The organism is Streptococcus oralis (assembly GCF_006175905.1).
GTDB classification, from domain to species: domain Bacteria; phylum Bacillota; class Bacilli; order Lactobacillales; family Streptococcaceae; genus Streptococcus; species Streptococcus oralis_BG.
The window spans coordinates 1-25348 of sequence record NZ_SSNB01000001.1 but is presented as its reverse complement, the minus strand read 5'-3'; the positions used below and the strand labels follow the sequence as shown (position 1 = coordinate 25348).

Annotated in this window: 27 protein-coding genes, 1 tRNA gene and 2 pseudogenes; 23 read left to right on the top strand and 7 right to left on the bottom strand. The window is 41.4% G+C overall.

The window, feature by feature from the left end; translation table 11 throughout:
* Nucleotides 1–129 precede the first annotated feature (129 nt).
* The 4 genes from gla to E7Y33_RS00140 all read left to right on the top strand — a co-directional run bounded on the left by gla (nucleotide 130) and on the right by E7Y33_RS00140 (nucleotide 3681).
* Nucleotides 130–999 carry an aquaglyceroporin Gla gene (gene gla, locus E7Y33_RS00155; RefSeq protein ID WP_044021025.1) on the top strand — a complete coding sequence of 290 codons (870 nt, stop codon included), beginning with the start codon at nucleotides 130–132 and terminating at the stop codon, nucleotides 997–999.
* Between the two features lie 110 nt (nucleotides 1000–1109).
* Nucleotides 1110–1835 (top strand): CppA N-terminal domain-containing protein, encoded by a 726-nt coding sequence (locus E7Y33_RS00150; protein ID WP_139689298.1) that lies wholly within the window; start codon nucleotides 1110–1112, stop codon nucleotides 1833–1835.
* Nucleotides 1832–2767 carry a serine hydrolase domain-containing protein gene (locus E7Y33_RS00145; RefSeq protein WP_139689297.1) on the top strand — a complete coding sequence of 312 codons (936 nt, stop codon included), beginning with the start codon at nucleotides 1832–1834 and terminating at the stop codon, nucleotides 2765–2767. Before E7Y33_RS00150 ends, E7Y33_RS00145 begins: the two co-directional genes overlap by 4 nt.
* A gap of 8 nt (nucleotides 2768–2775) precedes the next feature.
* The gene (locus E7Y33_RS00140; protein ID WP_139689296.1) at nucleotides 2776–3681 is read left to right on the top strand and encodes a DMT family transporter; all 906 of its coding nucleotides are present in this window, start codon (nucleotides 2776–2778) and stop codon (nucleotides 3679–3681) included.
* Nucleotides 3682–3721: 40 nt separating this feature from the next.
* Here the strand turns inward: E7Y33_RS00140 and E7Y33_RS00135 are convergent, their stop codons facing one another.
* Nucleotides 3722–5005 (bottom strand): uracil-xanthine permease family protein, encoded by a 1284-nt coding sequence (locus E7Y33_RS00135; protein ID WP_044021017.1) that lies wholly within the window; start codon nucleotides 5003–5005, stop codon nucleotides 3722–3724.
* Between the two features lie 272 nt (nucleotides 5006–5277).
* Nucleotides 5278–5991, bottom strand: coding sequence for a 16S rRNA (guanine(527)-N(7))-methyltransferase RsmG (gene rsmG / locus E7Y33_RS00130; protein WP_139689295.1), 714 nt, complete (start codon nucleotides 5989–5991; stop codon nucleotides 5278–5280).
* A 93-nt stretch (nucleotides 5992–6084) separates the two neighbouring features.
* Here rsmG and E7Y33_RS00125 point away from each other — a divergent pair, with 93 nt between their 5' ends.
* The 4 genes and pseudogenes from E7Y33_RS00125 to E7Y33_RS00110 form a co-directional block, all read left to right on the top strand.
* Nucleotides 6085–6645: a LemA family protein gene (locus E7Y33_RS00125; protein ID WP_139689294.1), complete on the top strand. Its 561-nt coding sequence runs from the start codon at nucleotides 6085–6087 to the stop codon at nucleotides 6643–6645.
* 1 nt (nucleotide 6646) lies between these two features.
* Complete coding sequence (gene htpX / locus E7Y33_RS00120; RefSeq protein WP_139689293.1) at nucleotides 6647–7546, top strand: zinc metalloprotease HtpX; 900 nt, start codon at nucleotides 6647–6649, stop codon at nucleotides 7544–7546.
* Between the two features lie 109 nt (nucleotides 7547–7655).
* Nucleotides 7656–8255, top strand: coding sequence for a CPBP family intramembrane glutamic endopeptidase (locus tag E7Y33_RS00115; protein WP_237665635.1), 600 nt, complete (start codon nucleotides 7656–7658; stop codon nucleotides 8253–8255).
* Nucleotides 8256–8345: 90 nt separating this feature from the next.
* Nucleotides 8346–8465, top strand: a pseudogene (locus E7Y33_RS00110) (zinc metalloprotease HtpX); the annotation flags it as partial.
* 45 nt (nucleotides 8466–8510) lie between these two features.
* Here E7Y33_RS00110 and E7Y33_RS00105 read toward each other — a convergent pair.
* Together E7Y33_RS00105 and E7Y33_RS00100 are read right to left on the bottom strand one after the other, a co-directional pair.
* The gene (locus tag E7Y33_RS00105; RefSeq protein ID WP_139689291.1) at nucleotides 8511–10070 is read right to left on the bottom strand and encodes an ATP-binding cassette domain-containing protein; all 1560 of its coding nucleotides are present in this window, start codon (nucleotides 10068–10070) and stop codon (nucleotides 8511–8513) included.
* A gap of 339 nt (nucleotides 10071–10409) precedes the next feature.
* A complete protein-coding gene (locus tag E7Y33_RS00100) occupies nucleotides 10410–10739 on the bottom strand; it encodes a helicase BlpT (protein WP_139689290.1) in 330 nt (109 codons plus the stop codon).
* A gap of 167 nt (nucleotides 10740–10906) precedes the next feature.
* On the opposite strand from E7Y33_RS00100, the gene E7Y33_RS00095 reads away from it, so the two are divergent.
* The 7 genes from E7Y33_RS00095 (at nucleotide 10907) to E7Y33_RS00065 (ending at nucleotide 20058) form a co-directional block, all read left to right on the top strand.
* Nucleotides 10907–11449, top strand: coding sequence for a YceD family protein (locus E7Y33_RS00095; RefSeq protein ID WP_139689289.1), 543 nt, complete (start codon nucleotides 10907–10909; stop codon nucleotides 11447–11449).
* Nucleotides 11450–12079, top strand: a complete 630-nt coding sequence (gene nth / locus E7Y33_RS00090) for an endonuclease III (protein WP_000244435.1) — start codon at nucleotides 11450–11452, stop codon at nucleotides 12077–12079.
* Nucleotides 12080–12289: 210 nt separating this feature from the next.
* Nucleotides 12290–12811 (top strand): bifunctional pyr operon transcriptional regulator/uracil phosphoribosyltransferase PyrR, encoded by a 522-nt coding sequence (gene pyrR, locus E7Y33_RS00085; RefSeq protein ID WP_139689288.1) that lies wholly within the window; start codon nucleotides 12290–12292, stop codon nucleotides 12809–12811.
* Between the two features lie 18 nt (nucleotides 12812–12829).
* Entirely contained in the window at nucleotides 12830–13768 is a 939-nt protein-coding gene (locus tag E7Y33_RS00080; RefSeq protein WP_139689287.1) for an aspartate carbamoyltransferase catalytic subunit, read from the top strand.
* A gap of 34 nt (nucleotides 13769–13802) precedes the next feature.
* A complete protein-coding gene (locus E7Y33_RS00075) occupies nucleotides 13803–14882 on the top strand; it encodes a carbamoyl phosphate synthase small subunit (protein WP_000166847.1) in 1080 nt (359 codons plus the stop codon).
* A gap of 447 nt (nucleotides 14883–15329) precedes the next feature.
* A complete protein-coding gene (gene carB, locus E7Y33_RS00070) occupies nucleotides 15330–18506 on the top strand; it encodes a carbamoyl-phosphate synthase large subunit (RefSeq protein WP_139689286.1) in 3177 nt (1058 codons plus the stop codon).
* Nucleotides 18507–18723: 217 nt separating this feature from the next.
* Nucleotides 18724–20058: an Nramp family divalent metal transporter gene (locus E7Y33_RS00065; RefSeq protein ID WP_139689285.1), complete on the top strand. Its 1335-nt coding sequence runs from the start codon at nucleotides 18724–18726 to the stop codon at nucleotides 20056–20058.
* 117 nt (nucleotides 20059–20175) lie between these two features.
* Here the strand turns inward: E7Y33_RS00065 and E7Y33_RS00060 are convergent, their stop codons facing one another.
* From E7Y33_RS00060 to E7Y33_RS00050, 3 genes are all read right to left on the bottom strand, one after another.
* The gene (locus E7Y33_RS00060; protein WP_000710762.1) at nucleotides 20176–20418 is read right to left on the bottom strand and encodes a type B 50S ribosomal protein L31; all 243 of its coding nucleotides are present in this window, start codon (nucleotides 20416–20418) and stop codon (nucleotides 20176–20178) included.
* Between the two features lie 163 nt (nucleotides 20419–20581).
* Entirely contained in the window at nucleotides 20582–21451 is an 870-nt protein-coding gene (locus E7Y33_RS00055) for a lantibiotic ABC transporter permease (RefSeq protein ID WP_139689284.1), read from the bottom strand.
* Nucleotides 21452–21558: 107 nt separating this feature from the next.
* The gene (locus tag E7Y33_RS00050; RefSeq protein WP_095726127.1) at nucleotides 21559–22503 is read right to left on the bottom strand and encodes a DHH family phosphoesterase; all 945 of its coding nucleotides are present in this window, start codon (nucleotides 22501–22503) and stop codon (nucleotides 21559–21561) included.
* Between the two features lie 103 nt (nucleotides 22504–22606).
* On the opposite strand from E7Y33_RS00050, the gene E7Y33_RS00045 reads away from it, so the two are divergent.
* The 8 genes and pseudogenes from E7Y33_RS00045 to E7Y33_RS00005 all read left to right on the top strand — a co-directional run.
* Nucleotides 22607–23050 carry a flavodoxin gene (locus E7Y33_RS00045; RefSeq protein WP_001162125.1) on the top strand — a complete coding sequence of 148 codons (444 nt, stop codon included), beginning with the start codon at nucleotides 22607–22609 and terminating at the stop codon, nucleotides 23048–23050.
* Between the two features lie 116 nt (nucleotides 23051–23166).
* Nucleotides 23167–23433, top strand: a complete 267-nt coding sequence (locus E7Y33_RS00040) for a chorismate mutase (RefSeq protein ID WP_001046957.1) — start codon at nucleotides 23167–23169, stop codon at nucleotides 23431–23433.
* Nucleotides 23430–23804: a fluoride efflux transporter CrcB gene (crcB, locus tag E7Y33_RS00035; protein WP_095726126.1), complete on the top strand. Its 375-nt coding sequence runs from the start codon at nucleotides 23430–23432 to the stop codon at nucleotides 23802–23804. The genes E7Y33_RS00040 and crcB (E7Y33_RS00035) overlap by 4 nt, the downstream gene beginning before the upstream one ends.
* Entirely contained in the window at nucleotides 23798–24127 is a 330-nt protein-coding gene (gene crcB, locus E7Y33_RS00030) for a fluoride efflux transporter CrcB (protein WP_095726125.1), read from the top strand. Before crcB (E7Y33_RS00035) ends, crcB (E7Y33_RS00030) begins: the two co-directional genes overlap by 7 nt.
* Before the next feature lie 118 nt (nucleotides 24128–24245).
* On the top strand, nucleotides 24246–24593 hold the full coding sequence (rplS, locus tag E7Y33_RS00020; RefSeq protein WP_001068669.1) for a 50S ribosomal protein L19: 348 nt from the start codon (nucleotides 24246–24248) through the stop codon (nucleotides 24591–24593).
* Between the two features lie 42 nt (nucleotides 24594–24635).
* A tRNA-Arg gene (locus tag E7Y33_RS00015) sits at nucleotides 24636–24707 on the top strand.
* A gap of 115 nt (nucleotides 24708–24822) precedes the next feature.
* Nucleotides 24823–24885: pseudogene (locus E7Y33_RS09640) on the top strand (GH-E family nuclease); the annotation flags it as partial.
* A gap of 8 nt (nucleotides 24886–24893) precedes the next feature.
* The coding region (locus tag E7Y33_RS00005; RefSeq protein WP_139689283.1) for an ankyrin repeat domain-containing protein at nucleotides 24894–25348 on the top strand (455 nt) is incomplete at its 3' end.

The following is a 25348-nucleotide window of genomic DNA, read 5'->3' as shown; positions in this document are numbered from 1 at the left end:
TTTGTCCTTTTCTTAAAGATAAGTTAAATAAAGCGTTTTCCATAGATTCTTTTAGAAAAGATATTGCTAAAAGGCCTAAAAATTGATAGAATAAGGATTGTCTAAAAAAATTTAAGGAGAATCTATCAAATGGATTTTACATGGGCTATTAAATATGCCACAGAATTCTTGGGAACTGCTATTTTGATCATTCTTGGTAATGGTGCAGTTGCTAACGTTGAACTTAAAGGTACGAAAGGTCACCAAAGTGGCTGGCTCGTTATCGCGGTTGGTTATGGTATGGGGGTTATGATCCCAGCCTTGATGTTTGGTAATGTATCTGGTAACCACATCAACCCAGCTTTCACTCTTGGACTTGCTGTTAGTGGACTTTTCTCTTGGGAGCAAGTACCATATTACATCCTAGCACAAGTTTTGGGAGCAATCTTTGGTCAAGCTTTGGTTGTAGCGACTCACCGTCCTTACTACTTGAAGACAGAAAATCCAAACAATATCTTGGGTACCTTCTCAACAATTTCAAGCATCGACCACGGTACAAAAGAATCACGTTTTGCAGCTACTGTTAACGGCTTCCTCAATGAGTTTGTAGGTTCATTTGTTCTTTTCTTTGCAGCCCTAGGAATGACTAAAAACTTCTTTGGTGCTGAGGTTCTTCAATACATGAAACAAATGGCTACTCAAGCTGGACAAACTGTTGATTTAAGTGAATTGGCAGTGAAAGCTCAAGTGGCTCCACATACAGCTGCTGGGATCTCAGTTGCGCACTTGGCACTTGGTTTCCTAGTAATGGCCTTGGTAACTTCACTCGGTGGACCTACTGGTCCTGGTTTGAACCCAGCTCGTGACTTTGGACCACGTCTTCTTCACGAACTCCTTCCAAAATCAGTTCTTGGTCAACACAAGGGTGATTCAAAATGGTGGTATGCATGGGTTCCAGTTGTAGCTCCAATTGCAGCGGGTATTGCGGCAGTAGCACTATTCAAACTACTTTACCTATAAGAAATGAAACTGGGATACCCCAGTTTTTTTGTTATAAAATTTCTAAATAAAATAGATATGGCTTGTAAAATATTCGAAAATCCTTTAAAATAAAAGAGTTGGAGGAATTTATGAATGTGAATGAGATTGTTCGGATCGTTCCGACTTTGAAAGTTAATAATCGAAAATTAAATGAAAGATTTTACATTGAAACCCTGGGGATGAAACCTTTGCTTGAAGAGTCTGCCTTTCTTTCATTAGGCGACCAGACAGCTACGGAGAGATTGATTTTAGAAGAGGCTCCAAGCATGCGAACACGCAGAGTTGAAGGGCTTAAGAAGCTAGCTAGACTCTTGATAAAGGTTGAAAATCCTTCTGAAATCGAGGCCCTTCTTTCTCAAATGAAGTTTCTTCCTCGCTTATTTAAAGGAAACCGAGGGTATGCTTTTGAGATTGTTTCTCCTGAAGAGGATGTGATCCTTGTTCATGCGGAAAATGATGTAAGAGATCTGGTTCCACTGGAAACTGTTCCTGAATTTTATTCAAATACAAGTATAAAATACGTGAGTCAATGTGAGGTTTCTATGGAGTTGCGTTTCCCTGAAGGGACAGAGAGTTTACTTGATCCTGAAGGAGTAACGCCAGCAATTACCTTTACTAAAGGGCAAGGACCAGATTTGGCTGTTGAAAACAATGTTACCTGGGACTTGTCTATGCTGAAATTTTTGGTAAAGGATCTAGAGTTGACTAGTCTTCGTCAGAAATTTGAAGGCACAGACTATTTTATTCCAAAGTCTGAAAAATTCTTCCTTGGTAAAGATACCAATAACATTGAATTGTGGTTTGAAGAAGCATGAAGTGGGAAAAAATTCTAAGAAAAATAGAAAATCAAATCGAGGCAGGGATTTATCCCGGGGCCTCTTTTGCGTATTATAAGGATGGTGAATGGAAAGAGTCTTATCTAGGATTGAGTGATCCAGAACGAGACTTGAAGACAGAAACCGGTTTGCTTTATGATTTGGCCAGTGTGAGTAAGGTCGTGGGAGTGGGGACGGTTTTTACCTTCTTGTGGCAGTATGGCAAATTAGATATTGAGCGACCGGTGACGGATTTTTTACCGGAGTGTGATTATTCTGATATCACTATACGGCAACTTCTGACCCATGCCACAGACTTGGACCCCTTTATTCCCAACCGAGACAAGTTAAGTGCAGAGGAATTGAGAGAAGCCATGTTTCACCTCAACAGACGAAATCAGTCAGCCTTCCTATACTCGGACGTTCACTTTTTACTCTTGGGCTTTCTTTTGGAAAAAATCTTTAATCAAGACTTGGATCAGATTATAGAAGAACAAGTTTTGGAAGCATGGGGGATGAAGGAGACCAAGTTCGGTCCCGTTGAGCAAGCTGTACCAACAGTGAAAGGAGTGGAGGCCGGAAATATTCATGATCCCAAAGCCCGTCTATTAGGGAAACACGCAGGAAGTGCTGGTTTGTTTTCGACTGTTAAGGATTTGCAGATCTTTCTGGAACATTACTTGAAAGATGATTTTGCAGCAGAATTGAGCCAAAATTTTTCTCCCTTAGATGATAAGGAGCGTTCCCTATCTTGGAATCTGGAAGGAGCCTGGCTCGACCATACGGGTTATACAGGTACCTTCATCATGTGGAATCGGGAGAAGCAGGAGGCGGCTATCTTTTTATCCAATCGAACGTATGAGAAGGATGAGCGTGCCCAGTGGATAGTCGATCGAAACCAAGTCATGGAAATGATTCGTCAAGGGGAGTAGGGAGAAGCATGTCAAAAACCGTAAAAGGAACTCTGTATACAGTAGTGGCAGGGATTGCTTGGGGCTTGTCTGGAACTAGTGGACAATACCTAATGGCACACGGGATTTCCGCTCTAGTCTTGACCAATTTGCGACTTATCATTGCAGGCTTGGCATTGGTGTTCTTATCCTACGTGACTGCAAAGGATAAACTCCTTTCTTTTTTAAAGCACAGAAAAAGCCTTTTATCTCTGCTGTTATTTGCCTTGTTCGGGCTTTTCTTAAACCAGTTTGCCTATCTTTCTGCCATTCAGGAGACCAATGCTGGAACGGCGACGGTGCTTCAGTATGTTTGTCCTGTCGGGGTTTTGATTTATAGCTGCATCAAGGATAAGGTGGCGCCGACTCTGGCAGAGATTATTTCAATTGGTTTAGCAATTGGAGGAACTTTTCTTATTGCAACGCATGGGGAACTTGACCAGTTGTCGGTCACACCTGCTGGTCTTTTCTGGGGCCTCTTTTCAGCCTTGACCTATGCCCTCTATATTATCCTCCCTATTGCTTTGATTAAGAAGTGGGGAAGCATGTTGGTGATTGGTGCGGGAATGGTCATAGCAGGTTTGGTCGCCCTTCCTTTTACAGGTGTTCTACAGACTGCTATCCCAACAAGTTTGGATTTCCTCCTTGCGTTTGCGGGCATTATCCTTATTGGGACAGTCTTTTCCTATACAGCCTTCTTAAAAGGAGCTAGTCTATTAGGGCCAGTTAAGTCCAGTTTATTGGCTTCCATAGAGCCCATATCAGCTGTTTTCTTTGCCTTTCTAATTATGAAGGAGCAATTCTATGCGATTGATTTTGTCGGTATGGCCATGATTTTGCTTGCAGTGACTATCATTTCTTTGAAAGATTTACTGCTGGAAAGTAAGCATAAATAAAAAATCCACTCAACTGAGTGGATTTTATGTATCTAAATGATTAGTCTTTATTTTCGTGTGGCAAAATCAAGTTCAAGATGATTCCTGTCATGGCTGATAGAGCAGTACCTGAAAGTGTAACTGGGCCAAGTTTGAGGATAGCCCCACCAAGTCCAAGTACCAACATGGCACTTGCGATGATGAGGTTACGCATTTGACTGAAGTCAACGCGTTCTTTAATCAAAACTTTTAGACCGTTGCTGGCGATAACTCCGTAGAGAAGGATGGACATGCCACCAAGCACAGCATTTGGAATGGTTGAAATCAAGGCAGTGAATTTACCTAGGAAGCTAAGAGCAATCGCGATGAAGGCTGCGTTACGGATAACAGAGACAGAAGCGATACGAGTCATACCGATAACTCCAGTATTTTCTCCGTAGGTCGTATTAGCTGGTCCACCTAGGAAGGCAGAAACAGAGGTTGCGATACCGTCACCAAGAAGAGTACGGTGAAGACCTGGTTCTTTCAAGAATTGACGGCCACAGATTTGGCTCAAGACTGTGTGGTCTCCAATGTGTTCAGAGATGGTTACGATAGCGATTGGCAAGATAGCGATTGTTTCAGGTCCAAAGTATAGGTCATATTGCTTGAAGGCTCCACCTGTACTAAATGGCAAGTAGAAACCAGGAATTTCAAACCAGTTGGCTTGAAGGACTGGGGTAAAGTCAACCAAACCAAGCATCATAGCGAAGATATAACCACCGATAATGGCAAAGAGGAAAGGAATGATTCGTAGGAAGCCTTTTCCTTTGGTATTGATAAAGGCAGCAATCAAGAAAGTAACAACTGCTACAAGAGCATTTTTCCAATTTCCATCAGCTACAAGACCAGCATTGGTCACGGCTGAACCTGCAAGTCCAAGACCGATAACGATGATCATAGGTCCGATGATGATTGGTGGCAAGAGTTTGTCAATCCATTTCGTACCCGCAAAACGAACACTTGCAGCCACAAGGACATAGATAAACCCTGTAAGGATAACCCCCGTTTGTGCAGCTGATACATCCCCTCCCATTTCTTTCATGGCTAGAGACATCGCTGTGATAAAGGCGAATGAAGAACCAAGATAAACTGGAACCTTAAAACCAGTAGAAATCATGTAAATCAGTGTACCAACACCTGAAGCAAAAAGGGCAACAGATACAGGCATTCCCAAAATCAAGGGTACCAAGATGGTCGCACCAAACATGGCAAATACGTGCTGGAAACTTAGAAGAATACCTTTACCAGCAGAAGGACGTTGATCAACGTCTAGTAACAAGTCAACAGTTGATTCCTGTTTCATAAAAACCTCACTTTTGGGCACCAAAAAAGAGCCCATTATTTTGCAGCAATAGGCCCTAAGAGTAAGACTTTTTAAAAAATAGCTATCTTTTAAAAATTTATATAAATCTGCGCCTTCGTCACCTCACAGGATGACATTAAAAACCTTTGCTTATGATAGTATAGCAGAAAAAATTCGTTTTGTAAACGAATTTTTCCCGAGCCTAGAAATACGAGAGCGAGGTATGATTTTGTAAATTGTTTTCTGAACTTTAAACAAGGGCTCACCATTGTTTAAAGTGGGCGTTTGTTGGGCATGCCAGCCTTTCTTGGGTACTTGTTAGGTGTTTCCTTTTTCTTTTCGACGACAGTGATGTAGCGCGGATCTCCATTTGGCAGGGCATAGCTGAGGTTGTTCTCTACCTTGCTAAAGAGCAGATTGAGGGCATTCTTGGCTTCTATCAATTCCTCGGGGGCATTGCTAGCCTTGAGTGCCAAGAGTTTTCCGCCAACTTTAAGGTAGGGAATGGTCAATTCAGACAAGACTTGCATGCGTGCAACCGCACGAGCAGTCACTATATCAAACTGAGCACGGAAGTTCTTGTCTTGGGCAAAGTCTTCTGCACGTCCATGATAGAAGTGAACTCCATCCAAATTCAGCTCCTGAGCCAATAGTTGGAGGAAGTTGATGCGCTTATTTAGTGAATCAATGATGGTCACATCTAACTGAGGATAGAGGATTTTCATAGGAAGACTCGGAAATCCTGCCCCTGCCCCGATATCAAGAAGTTTGATAGTTTCATTTGAAATCAAGCCTTGTAGGATGGGTGCAATCGAATCATAAAAGTGTTTAAGGTAGACTTCTTCTTTGTCAGTGATAGCGGTCAGGTTAATTTTTTCATTCCACTCAACCAAGAGTTCAAAATAGCGTTCAAATTGATTCTTTTGCTGGTCTGAAAGTGAAAGGTTTTGCTCCGCTAGCAAGTCGTAAAATGTTTCTGGTTTCATAGTTATTTCCTTCTCTAGTATCATCTTATTTTACCATATTCATTAAAAATTTGATATACTGGTATTAATCTAAAAGCAGAAAGGAATAAGATTATGACTTGGATTATTCTTGGAGTTTTGACTCTGATTGTTATTTTTGTGATTGTTAGCTATAACGGTTTGGTGAAAAATCGTATGCAGACCAAGGAGGCTTGGAGTCAGATCGATGTTCAGTTGAAGCGTCGTAATGATCTCCTCCCAAACTTGATTGAAACAGTCAAAGGCTATGCGAAATATGAAGGATCTACCTTGGAAAAAGTGACAGAACTTCGAAGACAAGTAGCCGCAGCAACCTCACCAGCTGAAGCGATGAAGGCCAGTGATGCCCTTACTCGCCAGATTTCTGGTATCTTTGCAGTAGCAGAGAATTACCCAGACTTGAAAGCTAGTGCTAACTTTATCAAATTACAAGAAGAGTTGACTAATACAGAAAATAAAATTTCCTACTCACGCCAACTCTACAACAGTGTTGTCAGCAACTACAATGTAAAACTAGAAAGCTTCCCAAGTAATGTCATCGCAGGGCTATTTGGCTTTAAAGCTGCGGACTTCCTTCAAACACCTGAAGAGGAAAAGGCAGTTCCTAAAGTTGACTTTAGCGGTTTAGGTGACTAAGATGTTGTTTGATCAAATTGCGAGCAATAAACGAAAAACATGGATTTTGTTGCTGGTTTTCTTCCTACTCTTGGCCTTGGTTGGTTATGCGGTTGGCTATCTCTTCATGCGATCAGGTCTTGGAGGGATGATCATAGCCCTAATCATTGGTCTTGTCTATGCCTTAACCATGATCTTTCAATCAACAGAGATTGTCATGTCTATGAATGGGGCGCGTGAGGTTAATGAACAAACGGCACCAGACCTCTATCATGTAGTGGAAGATATGGCCATGGTTGCTCAGATCCCCATGCCACGTGTTTTCATCATTGAGGATTCTTCTTTAAATGCCTTTGCAACAGGTTCGAATCCGCAGAATGCAGCAGTTGCGGCCACTTCGGGTCTCCTAGCCATCATGAATCGTGAGGAGCTAGAAGCAGTAATGGGGCATGAAGTCAGTCATATCCGGAACTACGATATCCGCATTTCGACCATTGCTGTTGCCCTTGCCAGTGCCATTACACTGCTATCTAGTATGGCTGGTCGGATGATGTGGTGGGGTGGCGCAGGTCGCAGACGGAGCGATAATGATCGTGACGGAAATGGTCTAGAGATTATCATGCTTGTCATCTCTCTCCTAGCAATTGTTTTGGCTCCCTTGGCAGCAACCTTGGTACAACTAGCCATTTCCCGTCAGAGGGAATTTCTGGCGGATGCATCTAGTGTAGAGCTGACCCGCAATCCTCAAGGGATGATCAATGCCTTGCGCAAGTTGGACAATAGCGAACCAATGCATCACCATGTCGACGATGCTAGCAGCGCACTTTATATCAATGATCCCAAGAAAGGTGGGGGACTTCAAAAACTCTTTTACACCCACCCACCTATCTCAGAACGAATTGAGCGTTTGAAACAGATGTAAACAAAATCCAGAGAAACTTCTCTGGATTTTTGATTTTAGCATCTCACTTTTAACTTGTCATCTCACGGAAAAATAGTATAATATATGTAATTCTATATAATTGAGGTGAATGATGTATAAGCGCTTGATGACGTTTTTCTTGATTTTGATTTTTATGCCGATTCATTTGAGTATAGCAGAGAAAATCATGCGAATAAATTCATTACCGCTATCCATCCTTTTTATGCTTGTTGAACTTGCAATATTTTTATATGTAGGAAAAAAGTATGACTTGTTTCACATTCGGAAAATCCGCCTAAAAGATATTCTTAAATGTTTTCTTTTATACGCCTTGCTCTTCCTATTTTATATTTTGGTCAATTTTTTAGGCCCTACCCAATCAGACACAACTCAAACTGTGCAAAGTTTATCCCTTTCATGGTCTGTACTTTTTGTGGATCTCTGTGTTTTGGCACCTGTCACGGAAGAAATCTTTATGCGAGGTATGTTACAGGGGATAGTATTTAAGAATACATATTTTGGCTTGTTTGTCACATCGCTTCTTTTTGCTTATTTGCATGGTCCCTATACTATTCCTAGCTTTATCACCTATTTAGGTATGGGATTTGCATTTGGGATAAGGTATAAGACTTCTGACAACCTATGGAATTCCATTCTTTTGCATGTCCTTAATAATCTGGTTGCGTTTTGCTTTTTGTATATGAGATAATGATGCATTAGAATGCTTTGAGCTGTAAAATAGTAAAAAATGATTTCTAGCTTATACAATTTAAACAAAAGTCAGAGCATAATCTGTCAGAACGATGATGCCAGCAGCGCTCTTTATATCAATGATCCGAAGAAAGGTGGGGGACTTCAAAAACTCTTTTATACCCACCCACCTATCTCAGAACGAATCGAACGTTTGAAACACATGTAAAAAGAATCCAGAGAAATCTCTCTGGATTTTTGCTATGTTCAACATTTATAAATCTTGTAAATCAACGACTTCCAAACCTTCCTCTGTCAAACGATAGATACTCGTACAGACCTCTTTTAAGAAGCGTTTGTCATGTGAAACAGTGATCAGACCGCCGGGATAGGAGGCAAAGAGTTTTCTGATTTCAGGTTGAGAAGTGGGAGAAAAATTACGTGTGGGCTCATCCAGAAGGAGAAAGTTTGGTTTGCGCAACACTAAATCCAAAAGTAGGAGTTTGCCTTGTTGCCCGCCAGATAGGGAGCGGATTTGGTGGTGCATCTCTGGATAGCTGAAATTGAGACTGGCTAGGTGAGATTGGATTTTCTGTAGTTCCTCTTTTTGTCCAGTTTGGCTGAGATAGGCTACTGGAGATAAATCCAATTGTAGTTTTTTATGGTAATCTTGTGGCATAAAACCAAGTGAAATCTCTCTTTTGGCGCTGAGCAGTTGTTGCAACTTGGCTAACAGAGTTGATTTTCCAGCACCATTTGGCCCGATGATACCGATTTTATCTTGGCCACGGACCGTTAGCCGTAACTCCTGAGCTAAAATGCGCTTGCCAATGGATAGATTTTCTTTTTCCAGTTGGATTAAGACTTTAGAAGCCGCTAATGGCTGGATGTCTGAGAAGAAAAGTTGGATTTGTTCCTCTTCAAGTGGCTTTTGTATCATGGACTGAGCTTCCTTTTCAAAGCGTTTTTCTTGAGAGAGAACAGTTTTCATCTTTTTAGCCAATAGGCGACCGGCAGTACTGTCTTTGGTAGCTCGAAGTGCAGTTTCTACATTTTGCTTGACTCGGCGATGCTTTTCCATGGTTTTGTCATAGGCTCTCTGGTCGTTAGCAGCTTGCTGGCTTTGTCTTGCAAAATTAGCCTTTCTCTGCTCACTATAGCGATCATAGTCTAAATGCTCGACTAGCGTTTCCGCTTCTTTCCGATGCTTGACTAATCGCAAGTGGACAATAGTATCAGCCGTTTGAGAGAGAAAGTCTTCATCATGGGAAATGAAAATAACAGTTTGCCTAGTCTTTCGAATCTGACCTTTTAGCCAATCAACCGTCTCAAGGTCTAGGTCATTTGAAGGTTCATCTAAAAATAGAATCTCAAAAGGTTTTGCTAACTCGTGACTGAGCTGAATTTTCAAAGCTTCGCCCCCCGAGAGGCTACCAATTTCTTGGTCGCTAGCAAAACGGTCGCTATCAAAGTGCAACTCCTCAGCCAAGCGATAGAGAATACTGTAGTCTAAATCAGCGGAATCTAAAAAGAAGTAATCGTGTAGAGTTCTATTTTTTAGCTCCTCAGGTAACTTTTGAGGAATGTAGGCCAGTGACTGAAGGTCAGACTGGATGTCGCCCTTGATAGTGAAATCAGGCAATGCTTCCCCCATTAAAGCTCGCAGCAAAGTTGATTTACCATTTCCTTCTTCACCAATAATAGCAACCTTTTCCCCGTCTTGGATAGTCATGCTTAAGTCAGATACAAGGTCTCGCAGATCTTTGTTTTGCGTGATAGTTAGATGATTGATTTTTATCATATTGTCGCCCTTTCTAGAATGTCCATAGTGCATAACAAAAAGCTCTACTTTATCTAGTAGAGCCCAAAGTCACTGTAAAAAAATGCCATTATCCATGTCAAAAATCCCATCAATCTAGGTCAGTCTAACCCTATCCAAGTCAAGAGGAGCAGATGGTTAGCTTTCTAGTTTTTTGGATTTTCAAAGAGGATAAAGTACTAGAAAATCTAGTACAAAAAGAGCATGCAAAAAGAGACAAAAACAAGATCTACTAAATAAAGTTCTTTATTTGATAGACTTAGTTGTTCATGTCTTCCTTACCTCCGAGTATTAGTACCTCTATCCTATACCTTTAAGAAAATTTTGTCAATAGAAAATCCAAAATTCTAAACTCTAAAATCCAAAAACAGGTCCATAAAGAGTCAGTACGTGTTTGACGTGCTCGTAATGGAACTTGTCATAGTTGCGCCAAGCGGTGCGTGCTGGGTCGTTTAGTTTTAGGCTACCTAGTCCAATAAGTAGACTGGTACGTTGGTAAAATTTCTCAAGGTCGATTAAGATACTATTGTCAAGCTTTTCCGCTTTTTTAAGTTCCTTAAGAGTGCTGTTCAGCAGTTCTTGTAGACGGAAATCATCGGCTGTACCTTGTTTGCAGCTTTGGTAGCTTTTGTTTAACTCGGAAAGTAGTTGGTAAGCTTGGTTGATTAGTATTTTGTCTTCCATATGAGCATCCTCCTTGCTCTGATGTATTCTTGCCTATAGTATAGCACTAAACAGAAAATATGTCATAGTAAATATGTTAAAAAGTAGATTTTAATATCAAAGTTTGGAAAGCTGACTTGTAGCCTTTTCATGGTATAATCAAGTGAGTACATCTTTATGGAGGAAATATGAAGTTAAACATTCAAGAAATCCGTAAGCAGCCAGAAGGCCTACATTTTGAACAAGCTTTAGACCTGGCATCAGACTTACGTAACCGTAATCAAGAAATTATAGATGTCAAAGATATCCTTGCGGTAGGGAAGGTCCAATACGAAGACCGTATGTATTTCTTAGATTATCAACTATCTTACACCATTGTCCTTGCTTCCAGTCGCAGTATGGAGCCAGTTGAGTTGGCAGAGTCTTATCCAGTGACAGAGGTTTTCATGGAAGGCGCAACCAACCAACTAGATCAGGAAGTTTTAGACGATGACTTGGTCTTGCCTATCGAAAATGGGGAAATCGACCTTGCTGAGAGCGTAGCAGATAATATTCTGCTCAATATCCCAATCAAGGTCTTGACGGCAGAAGAAGAGGCGGGCCAAGGTTTTGTGTCAGGAAATGACTGGCAAATCATGACTGAAGATGAATACCAAGCCCAACAAGCAGTCAAGAAAGAAGAAAACAGTCCATTTGCTGGCTTGCAAGGACTGTTTGATGGAGACGAGTAGATGGTTTTATCTAAGAAACGTGCCCGTCATGTCATAGAGGAAATTATTGCCCTTTTTCCAGATGCTAAGCCTAGTCTTGATTTTACCAATCATTTTGAACTCTTGGTTGCGGTGATGTTGTCAGCTCAGACGACAGATGCAGCGGTAAATAAGGCCACACCAGGTCTCTTCGCTGCCTTTCCGACACCACAAGCCATGTCTGTCGCGACTGAAAGTGAAATTGCTTCACACATTTCTCGTCTGGGACTGTATCGAAATAAGGCTAAATTTCTTAAAAAATGTGCTCAACAGTTACTAGATGATTTTGATGGTCAAGTCCCTCAGACTCGAGAGGAATTAGAAAGTCTAGCGGGTGTTGGTCGTAAAACAGCAAATGTAGTATTGAGTGTGGGGTTTGGAATTCCTGCTTTTGCAGTGGACACTCATGTGGAGCGTATCTGTAAGCATCACGATATCGTTAAAAAATCAGCTACGCCACTTGAAGTAGAAAAACGTGTCATGGACGTCCTACCACCAGAAGAATGGTTAGCAGCCCACCAGGCCATGATTTACTTTGGACGAGCTATCTGTCATCCTAAAAATCCAGAATGTGACCACTATCCCCAGTTATATGATTTTAGCAATGTTTAAGCGGACTCTGAAAAAGTTTTTGCTTGATTTTAAGGGTGCTTTGTGCTATAGTAAATGATAACTAAATAGTCCTTTAAACCTGTCCCGTGAGGCAGGCAAGGAGCGCGATAAAGTAGAAGGGTGAAGTCTATACTGTTTACAGTAGGGCTCGCTTGGCTATACATTTCAAGTCTCCTTGTAGAAGGAGACTTTTCTTTTTGGAGGTTTGTCATGAAGACAAAAGAAGTTGTAGACGAATTGACTGTCAAACGAGCGATTACGCGAATTACTTATGAGATTATCGAGCGCAATAAAGATTTGAATAAAATTATCTTAGCTGGGATAAAAACGCGTGGTGTTTTCATCGCTCATCGTATCAAAGAACGCTTGGAGCAGTTGGAAAACATCACTGTTCCTGTTGTGGAATTGGACACCAAACCTTTCCGTGATGATGTTAAAAGCGGAGAAGATACTTCTTTGATTTCTGTTGATGTTACAGACCGTGAAGTTATCTTGGTGGATGATGTACTCTATACAGGCCGTACCATCCGCGCCGCTATTGATAACATTGTCGGCCATGGTCGTCCTGCGCGCGTGAGTCTTGCGGTGCTAGTTGACCGTGGACATAGAGAATTGCCTATTCGTCCAGATTACGTTGGGAAAAATATCCCAACCAGTCGTTCTGAAGAAATCATCGTAGAGATGACAGAACTTGATGGCCAAGACAGAGTTCTGATTACTGAAGACGCTTAGAAAGCTGAAGGAGTAGCCATGTCAGAAAATCAACAAGTATTGAACCATGTGGTTTCCATGGAAGACCTCACTGTCGATCAAGTGATGAAATTAATCAAACGAGGGATTGAGTTTAAAAACGGAGCTCAACTTCCCTACGAGAACAAACCTATCGTATCGAATCTCTTTTTTGAGGATTCTACACGAACACATAAGTCTTTTGAAGTGGCAGAGATTAAGCTAGGATTGGAGCGACTGGACTTTGATGTGAAGACTAGTTCGGTCAATAAGGGTGAGACACTGTATGATACCATCTTGACCCTATCTGCTCTAGGAGTGGATGTCTGTGTGATTCGCCACCCAGAGGTTGACTATTACAGAGAGTTGATTGCGAGTCCGTCGATTACGACTTCCATTATCAATGGTGGTGATGGCTCAGGTCAACATCCTAGCCAGAGCTTGCTTGATTTGATGACCATTTATGAGGAATTTGGGCACTTTGAGGGCCTTAAGGTTGCTATTGCAGGCGACTTGGACCACTCACGTGTTGCCAAATCCAATATGCAGATTTTGAAACGCTTGGGAGCTGAACTTTTCTTTGCAGGGCCTGAGGAATGGAGAAGTCAAGAGTTTGCGGACTATGGACAGTTTGTAACTATTGATGAGATTGTTGATCAGGTGGATGTTTTGATGTTACTCCGAGTTCAACATGAACGCCACGAAAGTGGAGCCGTTTTTTCAAAAGAAGATTACCATGCTCAACACGGCTTGAACCAAGAGAGATATAATCGCTTAAAAGAAACAGCAATCATTATGCATCCTGCTCCAGTTAATCGAGATGTGGAAATTGCTGACCATTTGGTTGAAGCGCCAAAATCACGCATTGTCCAGCAAATGACCAACGGTGTCTTTGTTCGAATGGCAATCTTAGAATCCGTACTGGCGAGTAGAAACGCCAATGAAAACACAAGACGTTAAAAGACGCCAGTGAGCGTCCACGAGAGGTGAAAATATGACAAAAAGACTTCTAGTATTAGAAGATGGCACAGTTTTTGAAGGCAAGGCCTTCGGAGCAGATATTGATGTAACAGGCGAAATCGTCTTTAACACAGGGATGACCGGCTACCAAGAATCCATTACAGACCAGTCTTATAATGGACAAATCTTGACTTTCACTTATCCTTTGGTGGGAAATTATGGAATAAATCGTGATGATTACGAATCCATCATTCCAACTTGTAAGGGAGTTGTCGTTTTCGAAGAAGCGCGTCGAGCTAGCAACTGGCGCAACCAAATGACGCTGGATGAATTTTTGAAAGCTAAGAAAATTCCGGGTATTTCAGGGATTGATACGCGTGCACTTACCAAGATTATCCGTAAGCATGGTACGATGCGTGCAACCTTGACTCACGTTGGGGACAGCATGGACCATGTGACGGATCAGCTCCAAGCAACAGTCTTGCCGACAGACAATATCAAGCAGGTTTCTACTAAAACTTCCTATCCAGCTCCTGGAGTTGGTTTGAGTGTGGTGCTAGTGGACTTTGGTCTCAAGCACTCAATCCTACGTGAACTTTCTAAGCGTAACTGTAACGTGACGGTTGTTCCTTATTCAACAACGGCAGAAGAAATTCTCCACCTCAATCCTGATGGAGTTATGTTGTCAAATGGTCCAGGAAACCCAGAAGACGTTCCAGAAGCACTGGATATGATTCGTGGTGTGCAAGGAAAAATTCCAATTTTTGGTATCTGTATGGGACACCAACTCTTTGCCATGGCAAATGGGGCTAAGACCTACAAGATGAAGTTTGGTCACCGTGGCTTTAACCACGCGGTACGTGAGATTGCAACAGGACGTGTAGACTTTACTAGCCAAAACCATGGTTATGCAGTTAGCCGTGAGGACTTGCCAGAACACTTGATCATTACCCACGAAGAAATCAATGACAAGTCAGTTGAAGGAGTTCGACACAGATACCAACCAGGTTTCTCTGTGCAATTCCACCCAGATGCAGCTCCTGGTCCACACGATGCTAGCTACCTATTTGACGAGTTTATCGAGATGATGGAAGCTTTTAAACAAGCAAACTAAGAACGAGTAAAAGCTCGTCGGAGAATTTATGTAACTGAACACGAACGGAAAGCTCGGAATTTAGAGAAACCAACCTGGATTGTCAATCCTTCCTTGGTTTCCTAAAATTCAATCGCTTTCTATTCGTCCTTTGCATCTTATTTAATGGCAGCCTGAGAGTTGCTGAATAGAAAGGCAGGTCGTTTCTTTTAGTCGCTATTGGGCGAACTAAAAACTCCCTGCACTAGATTTTTTATCGAAAAATATCGTTTCTCTAAAAAATCGTCGGAGAATTTATTTAATGTCGCTCTGTGAGGCGACGAATAGAAAGGAGAAGATACATTGTTCGCGAAAGTGAACACGCCCTAAGAACTGTGTGAAAAAGATAAACATCGTCTGGACGCTAAAGGCGTCTGCACCGAGTTTCCTATTTTCACTGTGTTCTTTACGGGCTTTGTATCATAAACTATGCCTAAACGTACTGATATTCAAAAAATTATGGTGATTGGTTCTGGTCCGATTATTATTGGTCAGGCTGCTGAGTTTGACTATGCTGGGACCCAAGCCTGCTTGTCTTTGAAAGAGGAAGGTTATGAAGTTGTCTTGGTGAACTCAAACCCTGCCACCATCATGACGGACAAGGAGATTGCGGACAAGGTCTACATCGAGCCAATCACACTTGAGTTTGTAACTCGTATTCTCCGTAAGGAACGTCCAGATGCTTTGCTTCCAACTCTTGGTGGTCAAACAGGGCTCAATATGGCCATGGAATTGTCTAAGAATGGCATTCTAGATGAATTGGGTGTCGAACTACTGGGAACTAAATTGTCTGCCATTGACCAAGCAGAGGACCGTGACCTCTTTAAACAATTGATGGAAGAGCTTGAGCAGCCAATTCCAGAATCTGAAATTGTCAACACAGTGGAAGAAGCTGTTGCCTTTGCGGCATCAATCGGCTACCCTGTTATCGTTCGTCCAGCCTTTACCCTAGGTGGTACTGGTGGTGGTATGTGTGCCAACGAGGAAGAACTTCGTGAAATCGCTGAAAATGGGTTGAAACTGTCACCTGTTACCCAATGTTTGATTGAACGTTCCATTGCAGGTTTCAAGGAAATCGAGTACGAAGTCATGCGCGATTCAGCTGATAATGCTTTGGTTGTTTGTAACATGGAAAACTTTGACCCAGTTGGAATTCACACAGGGGATTCCATTGTATTTGCACCTGCTCAAACCATGTCCGACTATGAAAACCAAATGCTACGTGATGCGAGCTTGAGCATCATTCGTGCCCTCAAAATTGAAGGTGGATGTAACGTTCAGCTAGCCCTTGATCCGCATAGCTTCAAGTACTATGTTATCGAAGTAAACCCTCGTGTATCGCGTTCGTCAGCCCTTGCTTCTAAGGCGACGGGTTATCCGATTGCCAAATTGGCTGCCAAGATTGCCGTTGGTTTGACTCTGGATGAGGTCATCAACCCAGTTACAGGTTCAACCTATGCCATGTTTGAGCCAGCCCTTGACTACGTCGTTGCTAAGATTCCACGTTTCCCATTTGACAAGTTTGAAAAAGGTGAGCGTCGTCTTGGGACCCAAATGAAGGCGACTGGAGAAGTCATGGCTATTGGTCGTAACATTGAGGAGTCACTTCTCAAGGCATGTCGTTCACTTGAAATTGGCGTTCACCATAATGAAATGCCTGAACTGGCAACCGTTTCTGATGATGCCTTGATTGAAAAGGTTGTCAAGGCTCAAGATGACCGTCTCTTCTACGTATCAGAAGCCATTCGCCGTGGTTACACACCAGAAGAAATTGCTGAATTGACAAAGATTGATATCTTCTATCTGGATAAACTCTTGCACATCTTTGAAATTGAGCAAGAATTAGGTGCCCATCCACAAGATCTAGAAGTCTTGAAAACAGCTAAACTCAATGGATTTTCAGACCGTAAGATTGCGGAACTCTGGAAAACTACAGCTGACCAAGCTCGCCAACTACGTTTGGAAAACAAGATTGTTCCAGTCTATAAGATGGTCGATACCTGTGCAGCGGAGTTTGACTCTGAAACACCATACTTCTATTCAACATATGGATGGGAAAATGAGTCTATCAAGTCTGATAAGGAATCTGTCCTTGTCCTAGGTTCAGGTCCAATCCGTATCGGTCAAGGGGTTGAATTCGACTATGCAACTGTTCACTCTGTTAAGGCGATTCAGGCTGCTGGCTACGAAGCCATCATCATGAACTCAAACCCAGAGACCGTTTCAACAGACTTCTCTGTGTCTGATAAACTCTACTTTGAACCATTGACATTTGAAGATGTGATGAATGTTATTGACTTGGAGCAACCAAAAGGTGTTATTGTTCAGTTTGGTGGTCAAACAGCTATCAACCTTGCGGAGCCCTTGGCAAAAGCAGGTGTGACCATTCTTGGTACGCAAGTCGCTGACTTAGACCGTGCCGAAGACCGTGACCTCTTCGAACAAGCCCTTAAAGATTTGGATATTCCACAACCACCAGGACAAACAGCAACCAATGAAGAAGAAGCTGTGCTTGCTGCTCGCAAGATTGGTTTCCCAGTCCTCGTTCGTCCATCTTATGTCTTGGGTGGACGTGCCATGGAAATCGTTGAAAACGAAGAAGATCTCCGTTCTTACATGCGTACCGCTGTTAAGGCCAGTCCAGACCACCCAGTCCTTGTTGACTCTTACATCGTTGGGCAAGAGTGTGAAGTTGATGCCATTTCAGATGGAAAAAATGTCCTCATCCCTGGTATCATGGAGCATATCGAACGTGCTGGTGTCCACTCAGGTGACTCAATGGCCGTTTACCCCCCACAAACCTTGTCTCAAAAGGTGCAGGAAACCATCGCAGACTATACTAAACGCCTAGCAATCGGCCTCAACTGTCTTGGGATGATGAACATCCAGTTTGTCATCAAGGATGAAAAAGTCTATGTTATTGAGGTCAATCCACGTGCCAGCCGTACCGTACCATTCCTTTCAAAAGTAACCAATATCCCTATGGCTCAGGTAGCAACTAAGCTCATTCTTGGTCAAAAACTTGGAGAACTTGGTTACCAAGATGGACTTTACCCTGAAAGTACTCGCGTTCATATCAAGGCTCCAGTCTTCTCCTTCACCAAGTTAGCTAAGGTAGATAGCTTGCTCGGTCCTGAAATGAAATCAACAGGTGAAGTCATGGGTTCTGATACAACTCTTGAAAAAGCTCTCTATAAAGCTTTTGAAGCTTCTTACTTACACTTGCCAACCTTTGGTAACGTTGTATTTACCATCGCTGATGATGCTAAAGAAGAAGCCTTGGACTTGGCTCGTCGTTTCCAAAATATCGGTTACGGTATCCTCGCGACAGAAGGAACTGCAGCCTTCTTTGCTAGCCATGGATTGCATGCTCAGCCTGTTGGTAAGATCGGTGACGATGAACAAGATATCCCAAGCTTTGTCCGCAAAGGGAAAATCCAAGCGATCATCAATACTGTCGGAACCAAACGAACTGCTGACGAAGATGGTGAGCAAATCCGTCGTTCAGCCATTGAACACGGTGTACCACTCTTTACAGCTCTAGATACAGCTAATGCCATGCTCAAGGTGCTAGAAAGCCGTAGTTTTGTCACAGAAGCGATCTAGTTGAGAAAGAATATTCACAGCTTTAAAGCCAGCGTCAAAAAACGCTGGCTTTTGCAATACAGATATTGCTTATTTGAACTATCATTCTTTCCTTAAGAATCATTCTAAATTGTGATATAATAAGGGAGAATTGGAAATAGGAAACTATTTTCATGATATTTTCAAAAAATCCCATTAAGAAAATAGGTAAAGACAGATTAGAAAGTGTAAAATTCCGATGTCTTCTTACAAAAAAGTCTCTCTTTCTGAGATCAACCAATCTATTGAAACTCCCAATAACAATCATTTTTGGCAAAATCTAAAAGCTTTTTTAGGACCTGGAGCCCTTGTAGCAGTTGGTTATATGGATCCTGGAAACTGGATTACCAGTGTGGTTGGTGGTGCTTCCTACAAATATAGTCTCTTATTTGTTATTTTGATTTCATCCATCATTGCTATGCAGTTACAACAGATGGCTGGGAAGCTCGGTATCGTAACTAAGATGGACCTAGCCCAGGCAACTGCACATCATGCTCCCAAGTGGCTTCGTTATAGTTTATGGGTGATTTTAGAATTAGCTTTAATGGCGACCGACTTAGCTGAGGTTCTAGGCTCAGCGATTGCCTTAAATCTTTTATTTAAAATACCGATTATGATTGCTATCCTTCTAACCGTTTTAGATGTATTTTTGTTACTTTTATTGATGAAATTTGGCTTCAAAAAAATTGAAGCCATTGTTACGACCCTTATTTTAACCATATTAGCCATCTTTACCTATCTGGTAGCTTTATCCAATCCAAGTATTCAGGGTATCTTTGGTGGTTATTTACCGACTTCAACTTTATTTGAAACACCGTTACCAGGTCATGAAAGCCAATTGACCTTGGCTCTAGGAATTGTGGGAGCGACAGTCATGCCCCATAATCTCTATCTTCATTCCTCCCTATCCCAAACAAGGAAAATCAATCACAAAGATAAGAAGGATGTTCGAAAAGCCGTGCGTTTTATGACCTGGGATTCAAATCTTCAGTTGTCCCTAGCCTTTATTGTCAATTCCTTGCTTCTTATTTTAGGGGCATCTCTCTTTTTTGGTCATTCATCTGAAATTTCGGCATTCTCCCAAATGTACAATGCTTTACAGGATTCGACGATAGCAGGAGCAATAGCTAGCTCAACTCTGTCAACTTTGTTTGCTTTGGCCCTCTTAGCAAGTGGTCAAAATTCTACCATCACAGGCACCTTGACAGGTCAGATTGTTATGGAAGGTTTCTTGCATCTGAAATTACCTCAGTGGATTATCCGTATCGGGACACGTATTTTTGCCTTGCTACCTGTGATTATAGTTGCCGTCTTGTTTGGGCATCAAGAAAAAACCTTGGATCAGTTATTGGTCTATTCGCAGGTCTTTCTTTCAATCGCTCTTCCGTTTTCAATTTTCCCCTTAATTTATCTGACCTCTAAGAAGTCACTGATGGGAGAATTTACCAATGCCAAGTGGAACACAATCCTAGGTTACGCAGTTTCCATTATCTTGACCATTCTCAATATCAAGCTTCTTTTCGATATTTTTTAAACTCGTTTGAAATCAATTATAGTGTCAGCGTGAAGGTTGACAACATAGAAAGTAGTAGTGATTGGTTCATAAAAAGAAGTACAAAAAAAGAACAGTGGTAACTGTTCTTTTTTATCATTATTTGAGACCGTATTTTTTGTTGAAACGATCCACGCGTCCATCTGCTTGAGTGAACTTTTGACGTCCAGTGTAGAATGGGTGTGAGTCTGATGAAATTTCCACACGGATCAATGGGTAAGTTTCGCCTTCGAACTCAACAGTTTCGTTAGAGCGTTTTGTTGAACCGCTAAGGAATTTGTAACCAGTAGTTGTGTCCATGAAGACAACTGGGCGATATTCTGGATGGATATCTTTTTTCATTTTGCAATATTTCCTTTCTGCCATGGTCTCTTTGCGAGCCATAGATTGTTACCATACTAGTCTATCAGATTCTGATAAGTTTGGCAAGTCTTTTCCCTGATTTTATTAAAAATCTTGATAAAAAATCACTCCAGTGTTTACTGGAGTGAGGGTAGAAGAATGATTAGTTCTCTTGATTTGGAGCTTTTTCTTCTTGTTGATTTTTTACTTCTGTTTCTTTTACTGGTTCTGCGTTTTCTTCTGCTGATTTAGCCTCTTTTTCAGTTTCAGTAGGTTCTGTTTCTGTTGATTCTGTTACAGTTTCAGCTTCAGCCTCTGTTTCTGTTGGTTCGGCTACTGGCTCAGCTTCTGTTTTTGTTTCAGATTCAGATTCAGTAGTTTCTTCTTTTACTGGTTCTGCGTTTTCTGCTGCTGATTCAGCTTCCACATTAGCTGGTTCCTTAGCTTCTTCTTTTTGCTCGGTTTCCTCTTTAGCTGTCTCCGTTTTTTCAGCAGTAGTTTCTTCTTTTTTACGTTCTTGAGATTCTTTTTTGATTTCTTCGACCGCAGTTTTAACGGTAGAGCTTGTTACACGTCCGACAGTTTGAGCAAAATCTTTACCAGACTCAGCTAATTCAGTAAATGATTCTTTTGTAATTTTACCACCTGACATTGCCAAGAGACCAGTTACAACTAGTGCAATGCTAGCAAGAATGGCTAAAATCAAACCAAAGCCGATTGAAATGCCATATCCACCAAAGTTAGACATGTACTTATTTACATTAAAGAGACTATTTAGTGTAACGAGAGTTGCAATTGCACCCGCGACAATGACACCAATTGAGAATCCCTTAGACATTGCTTTATTCATATTATTCAAGCACGCAAGAACAATAGACACAATAGCTGCGATAATGACAAACCACCCATCTCCTTGGTAACCATTCACGCTATAGGACCCAAAAGAACCTGCATTTAAACTAGCCCATGGCAAGAGTGAACCAAGGATTGCTACTCCAGCAGAAATGAGGATAAACAAACGATTTTTTTCCATTATTAAGTCTCCTTTTATTCAGTTTGATTTATTATACCATAAACTGAGGTACAAAGAAACCGTATATTTTAAGAATCTAGCATATAAAAGGCCAAGAAAATTCTTTCTTAGCCTTGGTGAATCTGTAGAGCCTCTTTCAGTTCTTTGTATATTTGTTCGTTTTCTTCTGGACTATAGGAATTGGCGCCACTGGCTAATGGATGCCCACCCCCGTCGTGTCGTTTGGCAATCTCATTGATAGGAGTGATTTTACTGCGCATTCGCACACGGAAGTGACCATCAGCTTGTTCAACAAAGATAGCCCAAGCCTTAACAGTATCAATTCGACCAGGTGCACCGACAATCGCTGCGGTTTCAGCGTCGGTAACATTGTACTGTTTCAAGATTTCTTGACTGAGAAGAACGCGAGCAGCTCCGTTTTCATCAACTTCTAGATGGTCGTAGATGTAGCCTTGAAGTTTTGCAATCTTGAAGCTCATGGTATCCATTTGACGAGACAGTCCAGCAAAGTCAAAATCAATTTCTCGGAGCTGGCCAGCTATTCTAAAGGTACGAGCACTAGTTGAAGGGTAGAGAAAACGCCCTGTGTCCCCGACAATTCCTGCATAGAGAAGTCGTGCCGCTTCACTAGATAAAGCTAGCTGATTTTCTTGAGCAAATAATGCAATCATTTCACTGGCACTGCTTGAACTTGTATCCACCCAAGATAGGTCACCATAGATATCATCGTTTGGATGGTGATCGATTTTGATGGTGAAATCAGCTTGTTCGTAGCGTTTATCATCGATACGAGGACGATTTGCTGTATCACAAATAATAGCAAGAGCTTCGTGGTAGTCACTGTCTTGGACAGTATCCATTTCCGCCATCCATGTTAGAGTTGGTTCGTTATAACCAACTACTTTGATGGTCTTTTCTGGAAAATGGTGAGTGAGAAGAGCTTTCAAACCTACCTGACTCCCTAAGGCATCAGGGTCTGGTTTCATATGACGGTGAATGATAATGGTATCGTATTCTTTGATTTTCTCTAAGATTTGCTGGCAAATTTCCATAAATAACCTCAATTCTTTCTCATTTCATTGTAGCACAAGAATTTTTATTTTTAAAATGAAAAAGATATGATATAATGGAGAAAGATAAATTGAGGAGGACGATATGGCATTAGCAAAAATTGTATTTGCCAGTATGACCGGTAATACCGAAGAAATTGCAGATATTGTAGCAGATAAATTGCGTGACTTGGGCTTGGATGTCGATGTTGATGAATGTACGACTGTTGACGCTTCAGACTTCTTGGAAGCGGATATCGCGATCGTTGCGACCTATACTTATGGCGATGGAGAATTGCCAGATGAGATGATGGACTTCTACGAAGACCTAGCTGATCTCAACTTGAATGGCAAAATCTACGGAGTAGTCGGTTCAGGAGATACCTTCTACGACGAATTCTGTAAGGCTGTTGATGACTTTGATCGTGTATTTGTAGCGACAGGAGCTGAAAAAGGTTCAGAGTGTGTTAAAGTAGACCTTTCTGCCGAAGAAGAAGACATCGAACGTTTGGAACAATTCGCAGAAGAATTGGCTGCAAAAGTAGGATAAGAATCAAACTGCACTGGCTGGAAGAAGTCAGTGCTTTTTTTATTAGTTATTTTGGGATTTTACTAGCCTATTTAGAGGCTTTTTGATACAATAATTCAAATAAAGGAGGAGACTGTATGAACTTAGATATTATTCGGCAAGAAATTGATCAAATTGACGATCAAATTGTCAAGCTCCTAGAAGAACGGATGCAGTTGGTTGAGGGTGTAGTTGCCTATAAGAAAGCATCAGGAAAATCTATTTTAGATACTAAGAGAGAAGAAGTTATTTTTGATAAAGTCAGAAATCGAGTAGAAGATAAGCGTTATCAGGAGACTATTGTCGCGACTTTTTCAGACATTCTCAAACGTTCGCGTGATTATCAGGATCAAAACATCAAATGAAAAAAGAACAATTCTATCCGCTAGGGATTTTTTTAGCTGCTATGTCGGGTGGCCTTGTCCGCTATTTTTTATCTAGTCAGTTGCCAGTCAGTCCTGACTTTCCATGGGGAACCCTCCTTGTCAACTATCTGGGAATTTTCTGCTTGGTCTATCTGGTAAAAGGCTATCTGGTCTATAAGGGAACTAGTAAAGGCTTGGTTTTGGCGCTGGGTACAGGATTTTGTGGTGGCTTGACAACTTTTTCTAGCCTAATGCTTGATGCAGTAAAACTGCTTGATACCGGGCGTTATCTTAGCTTAGGCATCTACTTATTTTTGAGCATCGGTGGAGGCCTACTCTTAGCTTATGTTCTAGGGAGGAAGAAATGGTAGTCGTTTATCTTGCAATCGCCTGCGGGTTCGGAGCCCTAGTGCGGTATTTCTTTTCCCGATACAATCAAGCTTCTAAATTTCCCCTAGGAACTCTCGTCGCCAATCTTCTCGGTTGCTTTTTGATTGGCTTGCTCTACAATCATGTGGAGTCCAAGGAAGTCTATGCTATCCTAGCGACAGGTTTTTGTGGAGGGTTGACGACCTTTTCAACCTTGAATGACGAGCTGCAAAAACTGTTAAGTGACAAGAAGGTATTTTATAGCTATTTAGCCTCAACATACATAGGCGGTTTTCTAGCGATTTTTTTAGGAATTCTGCTATAAATTTCTTTACTTTTAGGTGGAAATTTGGTAAACTGTATCTTGTGTGTAATGGACGCACAAAAATACAGTTTATCCGCTGAGGAAGGTTCCTCAAGATTGACAAAGATAGGAGAATAAAATGAATCCATTAATCCAAAGCTTGACTGAAGGTCAACTTCGTACAGATATCCCATCATTCCGTCCTGGTGACACAGTTCGTGTACACGCGAAAGTTGTCGAAGGTAACCGTGAACGTATCCAGATTTTTGAAGGTGTTGTTATCGCACGTAAAGGTGCAGGCATCTCAGAAAACTACACAGTTCGTAAAATCTCTAACGGTGTAGGTGTTGAGCGTATCTTCCCAATCCACACTCCACGTGTTGAAAAGATCGAAGTTGTTCGTTACGGTAAAGTACGTCGTGCGAAATTGTACTACTTGCGTGCACTTCAAGGTAAGGCAGCTCGTATCAAAGAAATCCGTCGTTAATTCGACTAAAAAACTCTGCTTACCCAGCAGGGTTTTTCTCTAGCTCCCTTAGTTCAATGGATATAACAACTCCCTCCTAAGGAGTAGTTGCAGGTTCGATTCCTGCAGGGGGCAGTACTAGTCACAAAAACACTGGATAACCAGTGTTTTTTTTTGACCAAATTTTGAACAACTTCATAAGATATCCATGGTGTGGTATAATTAGATTTGACAATAAAATGACTTCCATTTTAATCCAAATAATTTTAGAATTGAAACACCTTCTGCTAATAGAAGTCATAAGTTTGAATAGGAGACAAGATGGATATTTTCGATATTGTTCAAAATGGGACATATAATGATTTTATAGAAAATTACAATGGTGACATAAAACAAATTGATAAATATACAAAACTTAATTTGTTATGTATAGCCATGCTTAATGATGATTTACCAGAAGAGAAATTGAAAATTATTAAATATCTGCTTTCTGAGAAAGTAGAGGTAAATTTTTTGTCAAAAAAAGAAAACAGAAATGCTCTTCATTATTTCTTCCAAGCCAATTGGCGGCCTAAAATAGCATATGCATATGAGGTGGTGAAATTACTTGTTGGGGCAGGAATAGATGTAAATGCAGTTGACAAATTTGGTTCTATTCCGATGACTTACTCAGTAACGTTATTAAAATTAGCAACGGATGAGTTAGAACCTCTATATAAGCTTTTACTGGAGGCCGGTTCGGATTATAAGTTAAAAAATAAATCTGGGAAATCGTG

Bases quoted from the DNA above. Each gene is read 5' to 3' on its own strand.
- crcB (WP_095726126.1), top strand. From the start codon at position 23,430: ATGAAAAAAGAACAATTCTATCCGCTAGGGATTTTTTTAGCTGCTATG.
- E7Y33_RS00065 (WP_139689285.1), top strand. From the start codon at position 18,724: ATGTCTTCTTACAAAAAAGTCTCTCTTTCTGAGATCAACCAATCTATT.
- rsmG (WP_139689295.1), bottom strand. From the start codon at position 5,991: ATGAAACCAGAAACATTTTACGACTTGCTAGCGGAGCAAAACCTTTCA.
- E7Y33_RS00095 (WP_139689289.1), top strand. From the start codon at position 10,907: ATGAAGTTAAACATTCAAGAAATCCGTAAGCAGCCAGAAGGCCTACAT.
- E7Y33_RS00055 (WP_139689284.1), bottom strand. From the start codon at position 21,451: ATGGAAAAAAATCGTTTGTTTATCCTCATTTCTGCTGGAGTAGCAATC.
- E7Y33_RS00105 (WP_139689291.1), bottom strand. From the start codon at position 10,070: ATGCACTATGGACATTCTAGAAAGGGCGACAATATGATAAAAATCAAT.
- E7Y33_RS00150 (WP_139689298.1), top strand. From the start codon at position 1,110: ATGAATGTGAATGAGATTGTTCGGATCGTTCCGACTTTGAAAGTTAAT.
- E7Y33_RS00125 (WP_139689294.1), top strand. From the start codon at position 6,085: ATGACTTGGATTATTCTTGGAGTTTTGACTCTGATTGTTATTTTTGTG.
- E7Y33_RS00100 (WP_139689290.1), bottom strand. From the start codon at position 10,739: ATGGAAGACAAAATACTAATCAACCAAGCTTACCAACTACTTTCCGAG.
- carB (WP_139689286.1), top strand. From the start codon at position 15,330: ATGCCTAAACGTACTGATATTCAAAAAATTATGGTGATTGGTTCTGGT.
- gla (WP_044021025.1), top strand. From the start codon at position 130: ATGGATTTTACATGGGCTATTAAATATGCCACAGAATTCTTGGGAACT.
- E7Y33_RS00040 (WP_001046957.1), top strand. From the start codon at position 23,167: ATGAACTTAGATATTATTCGGCAAGAAATTGATCAAATTGACGATCAA.
- E7Y33_RS00050 (WP_095726127.1), bottom strand. From the start codon at position 22,503: ATGGAAATTTGCCAGCAAATCTTAGAGAAAATCAAAGAATACGATACC.
- nth (WP_000244435.1), top strand. From the start codon at position 11,450: ATGGTTTTATCTAAGAAACGTGCCCGTCATGTCATAGAGGAAATTATT.
- htpX (WP_139689293.1), top strand. From the start codon at position 6,647: ATGTTGTTTGATCAAATTGCGAGCAATAAACGAAAAACATGGATTTTG.
- E7Y33_RS00075 (WP_000166847.1), top strand. From the start codon at position 13,803: ATGACAAAAAGACTTCTAGTATTAGAAGATGGCACAGTTTTTGAAGGC.
- E7Y33_RS00060 (WP_000710762.1), bottom strand. From the start codon at position 20,418: ATGAAAAAAGATATCCATCCAGAATATCGCCCAGTTGTCTTCATGGAC.
- E7Y33_RS00115 (WP_237665635.1), top strand. From the start codon at position 7,656: ATGATGTATAAGCGCTTGATGACGTTTTTCTTGATTTTGATTTTTATG.
- rplS (WP_001068669.1), top strand. From the start codon at position 24,246: ATGAATCCATTAATCCAAAGCTTGACTGAAGGTCAACTTCGTACAGAT.
- E7Y33_RS00045 (WP_001162125.1), top strand. From the start codon at position 22,607: ATGGCATTAGCAAAAATTGTATTTGCCAGTATGACCGGTAATACCGAA.
- E7Y33_RS00145 (WP_139689297.1), top strand. From the start codon at position 1,832: ATGAAGTGGGAAAAAATTCTAAGAAAAATAGAAAATCAAATCGAGGCA.
- E7Y33_RS00140 (WP_139689296.1), top strand. From the start codon at position 2,776: ATGTCAAAAACCGTAAAAGGAACTCTGTATACAGTAGTGGCAGGGATT.
- pyrR (WP_139689288.1), top strand. From the start codon at position 12,290: ATGAAGACAAAAGAAGTTGTAGACGAATTGACTGTCAAACGAGCGATT.
- E7Y33_RS00135 (WP_044021017.1), bottom strand. From the start codon at position 5,005: ATGAAACAGGAATCAACTGTTGACTTGTTACTAGACGTTGATCAACGT.
- E7Y33_RS00080 (WP_139689287.1), top strand. From the start codon at position 12,830: ATGTCAGAAAATCAACAAGTATTGAACCATGTGGTTTCCATGGAAGAC.
- crcB (WP_095726125.1), top strand. From the start codon at position 23,798: ATGGTAGTCGTTTATCTTGCAATCGCCTGCGGGTTCGGAGCCCTAGTG.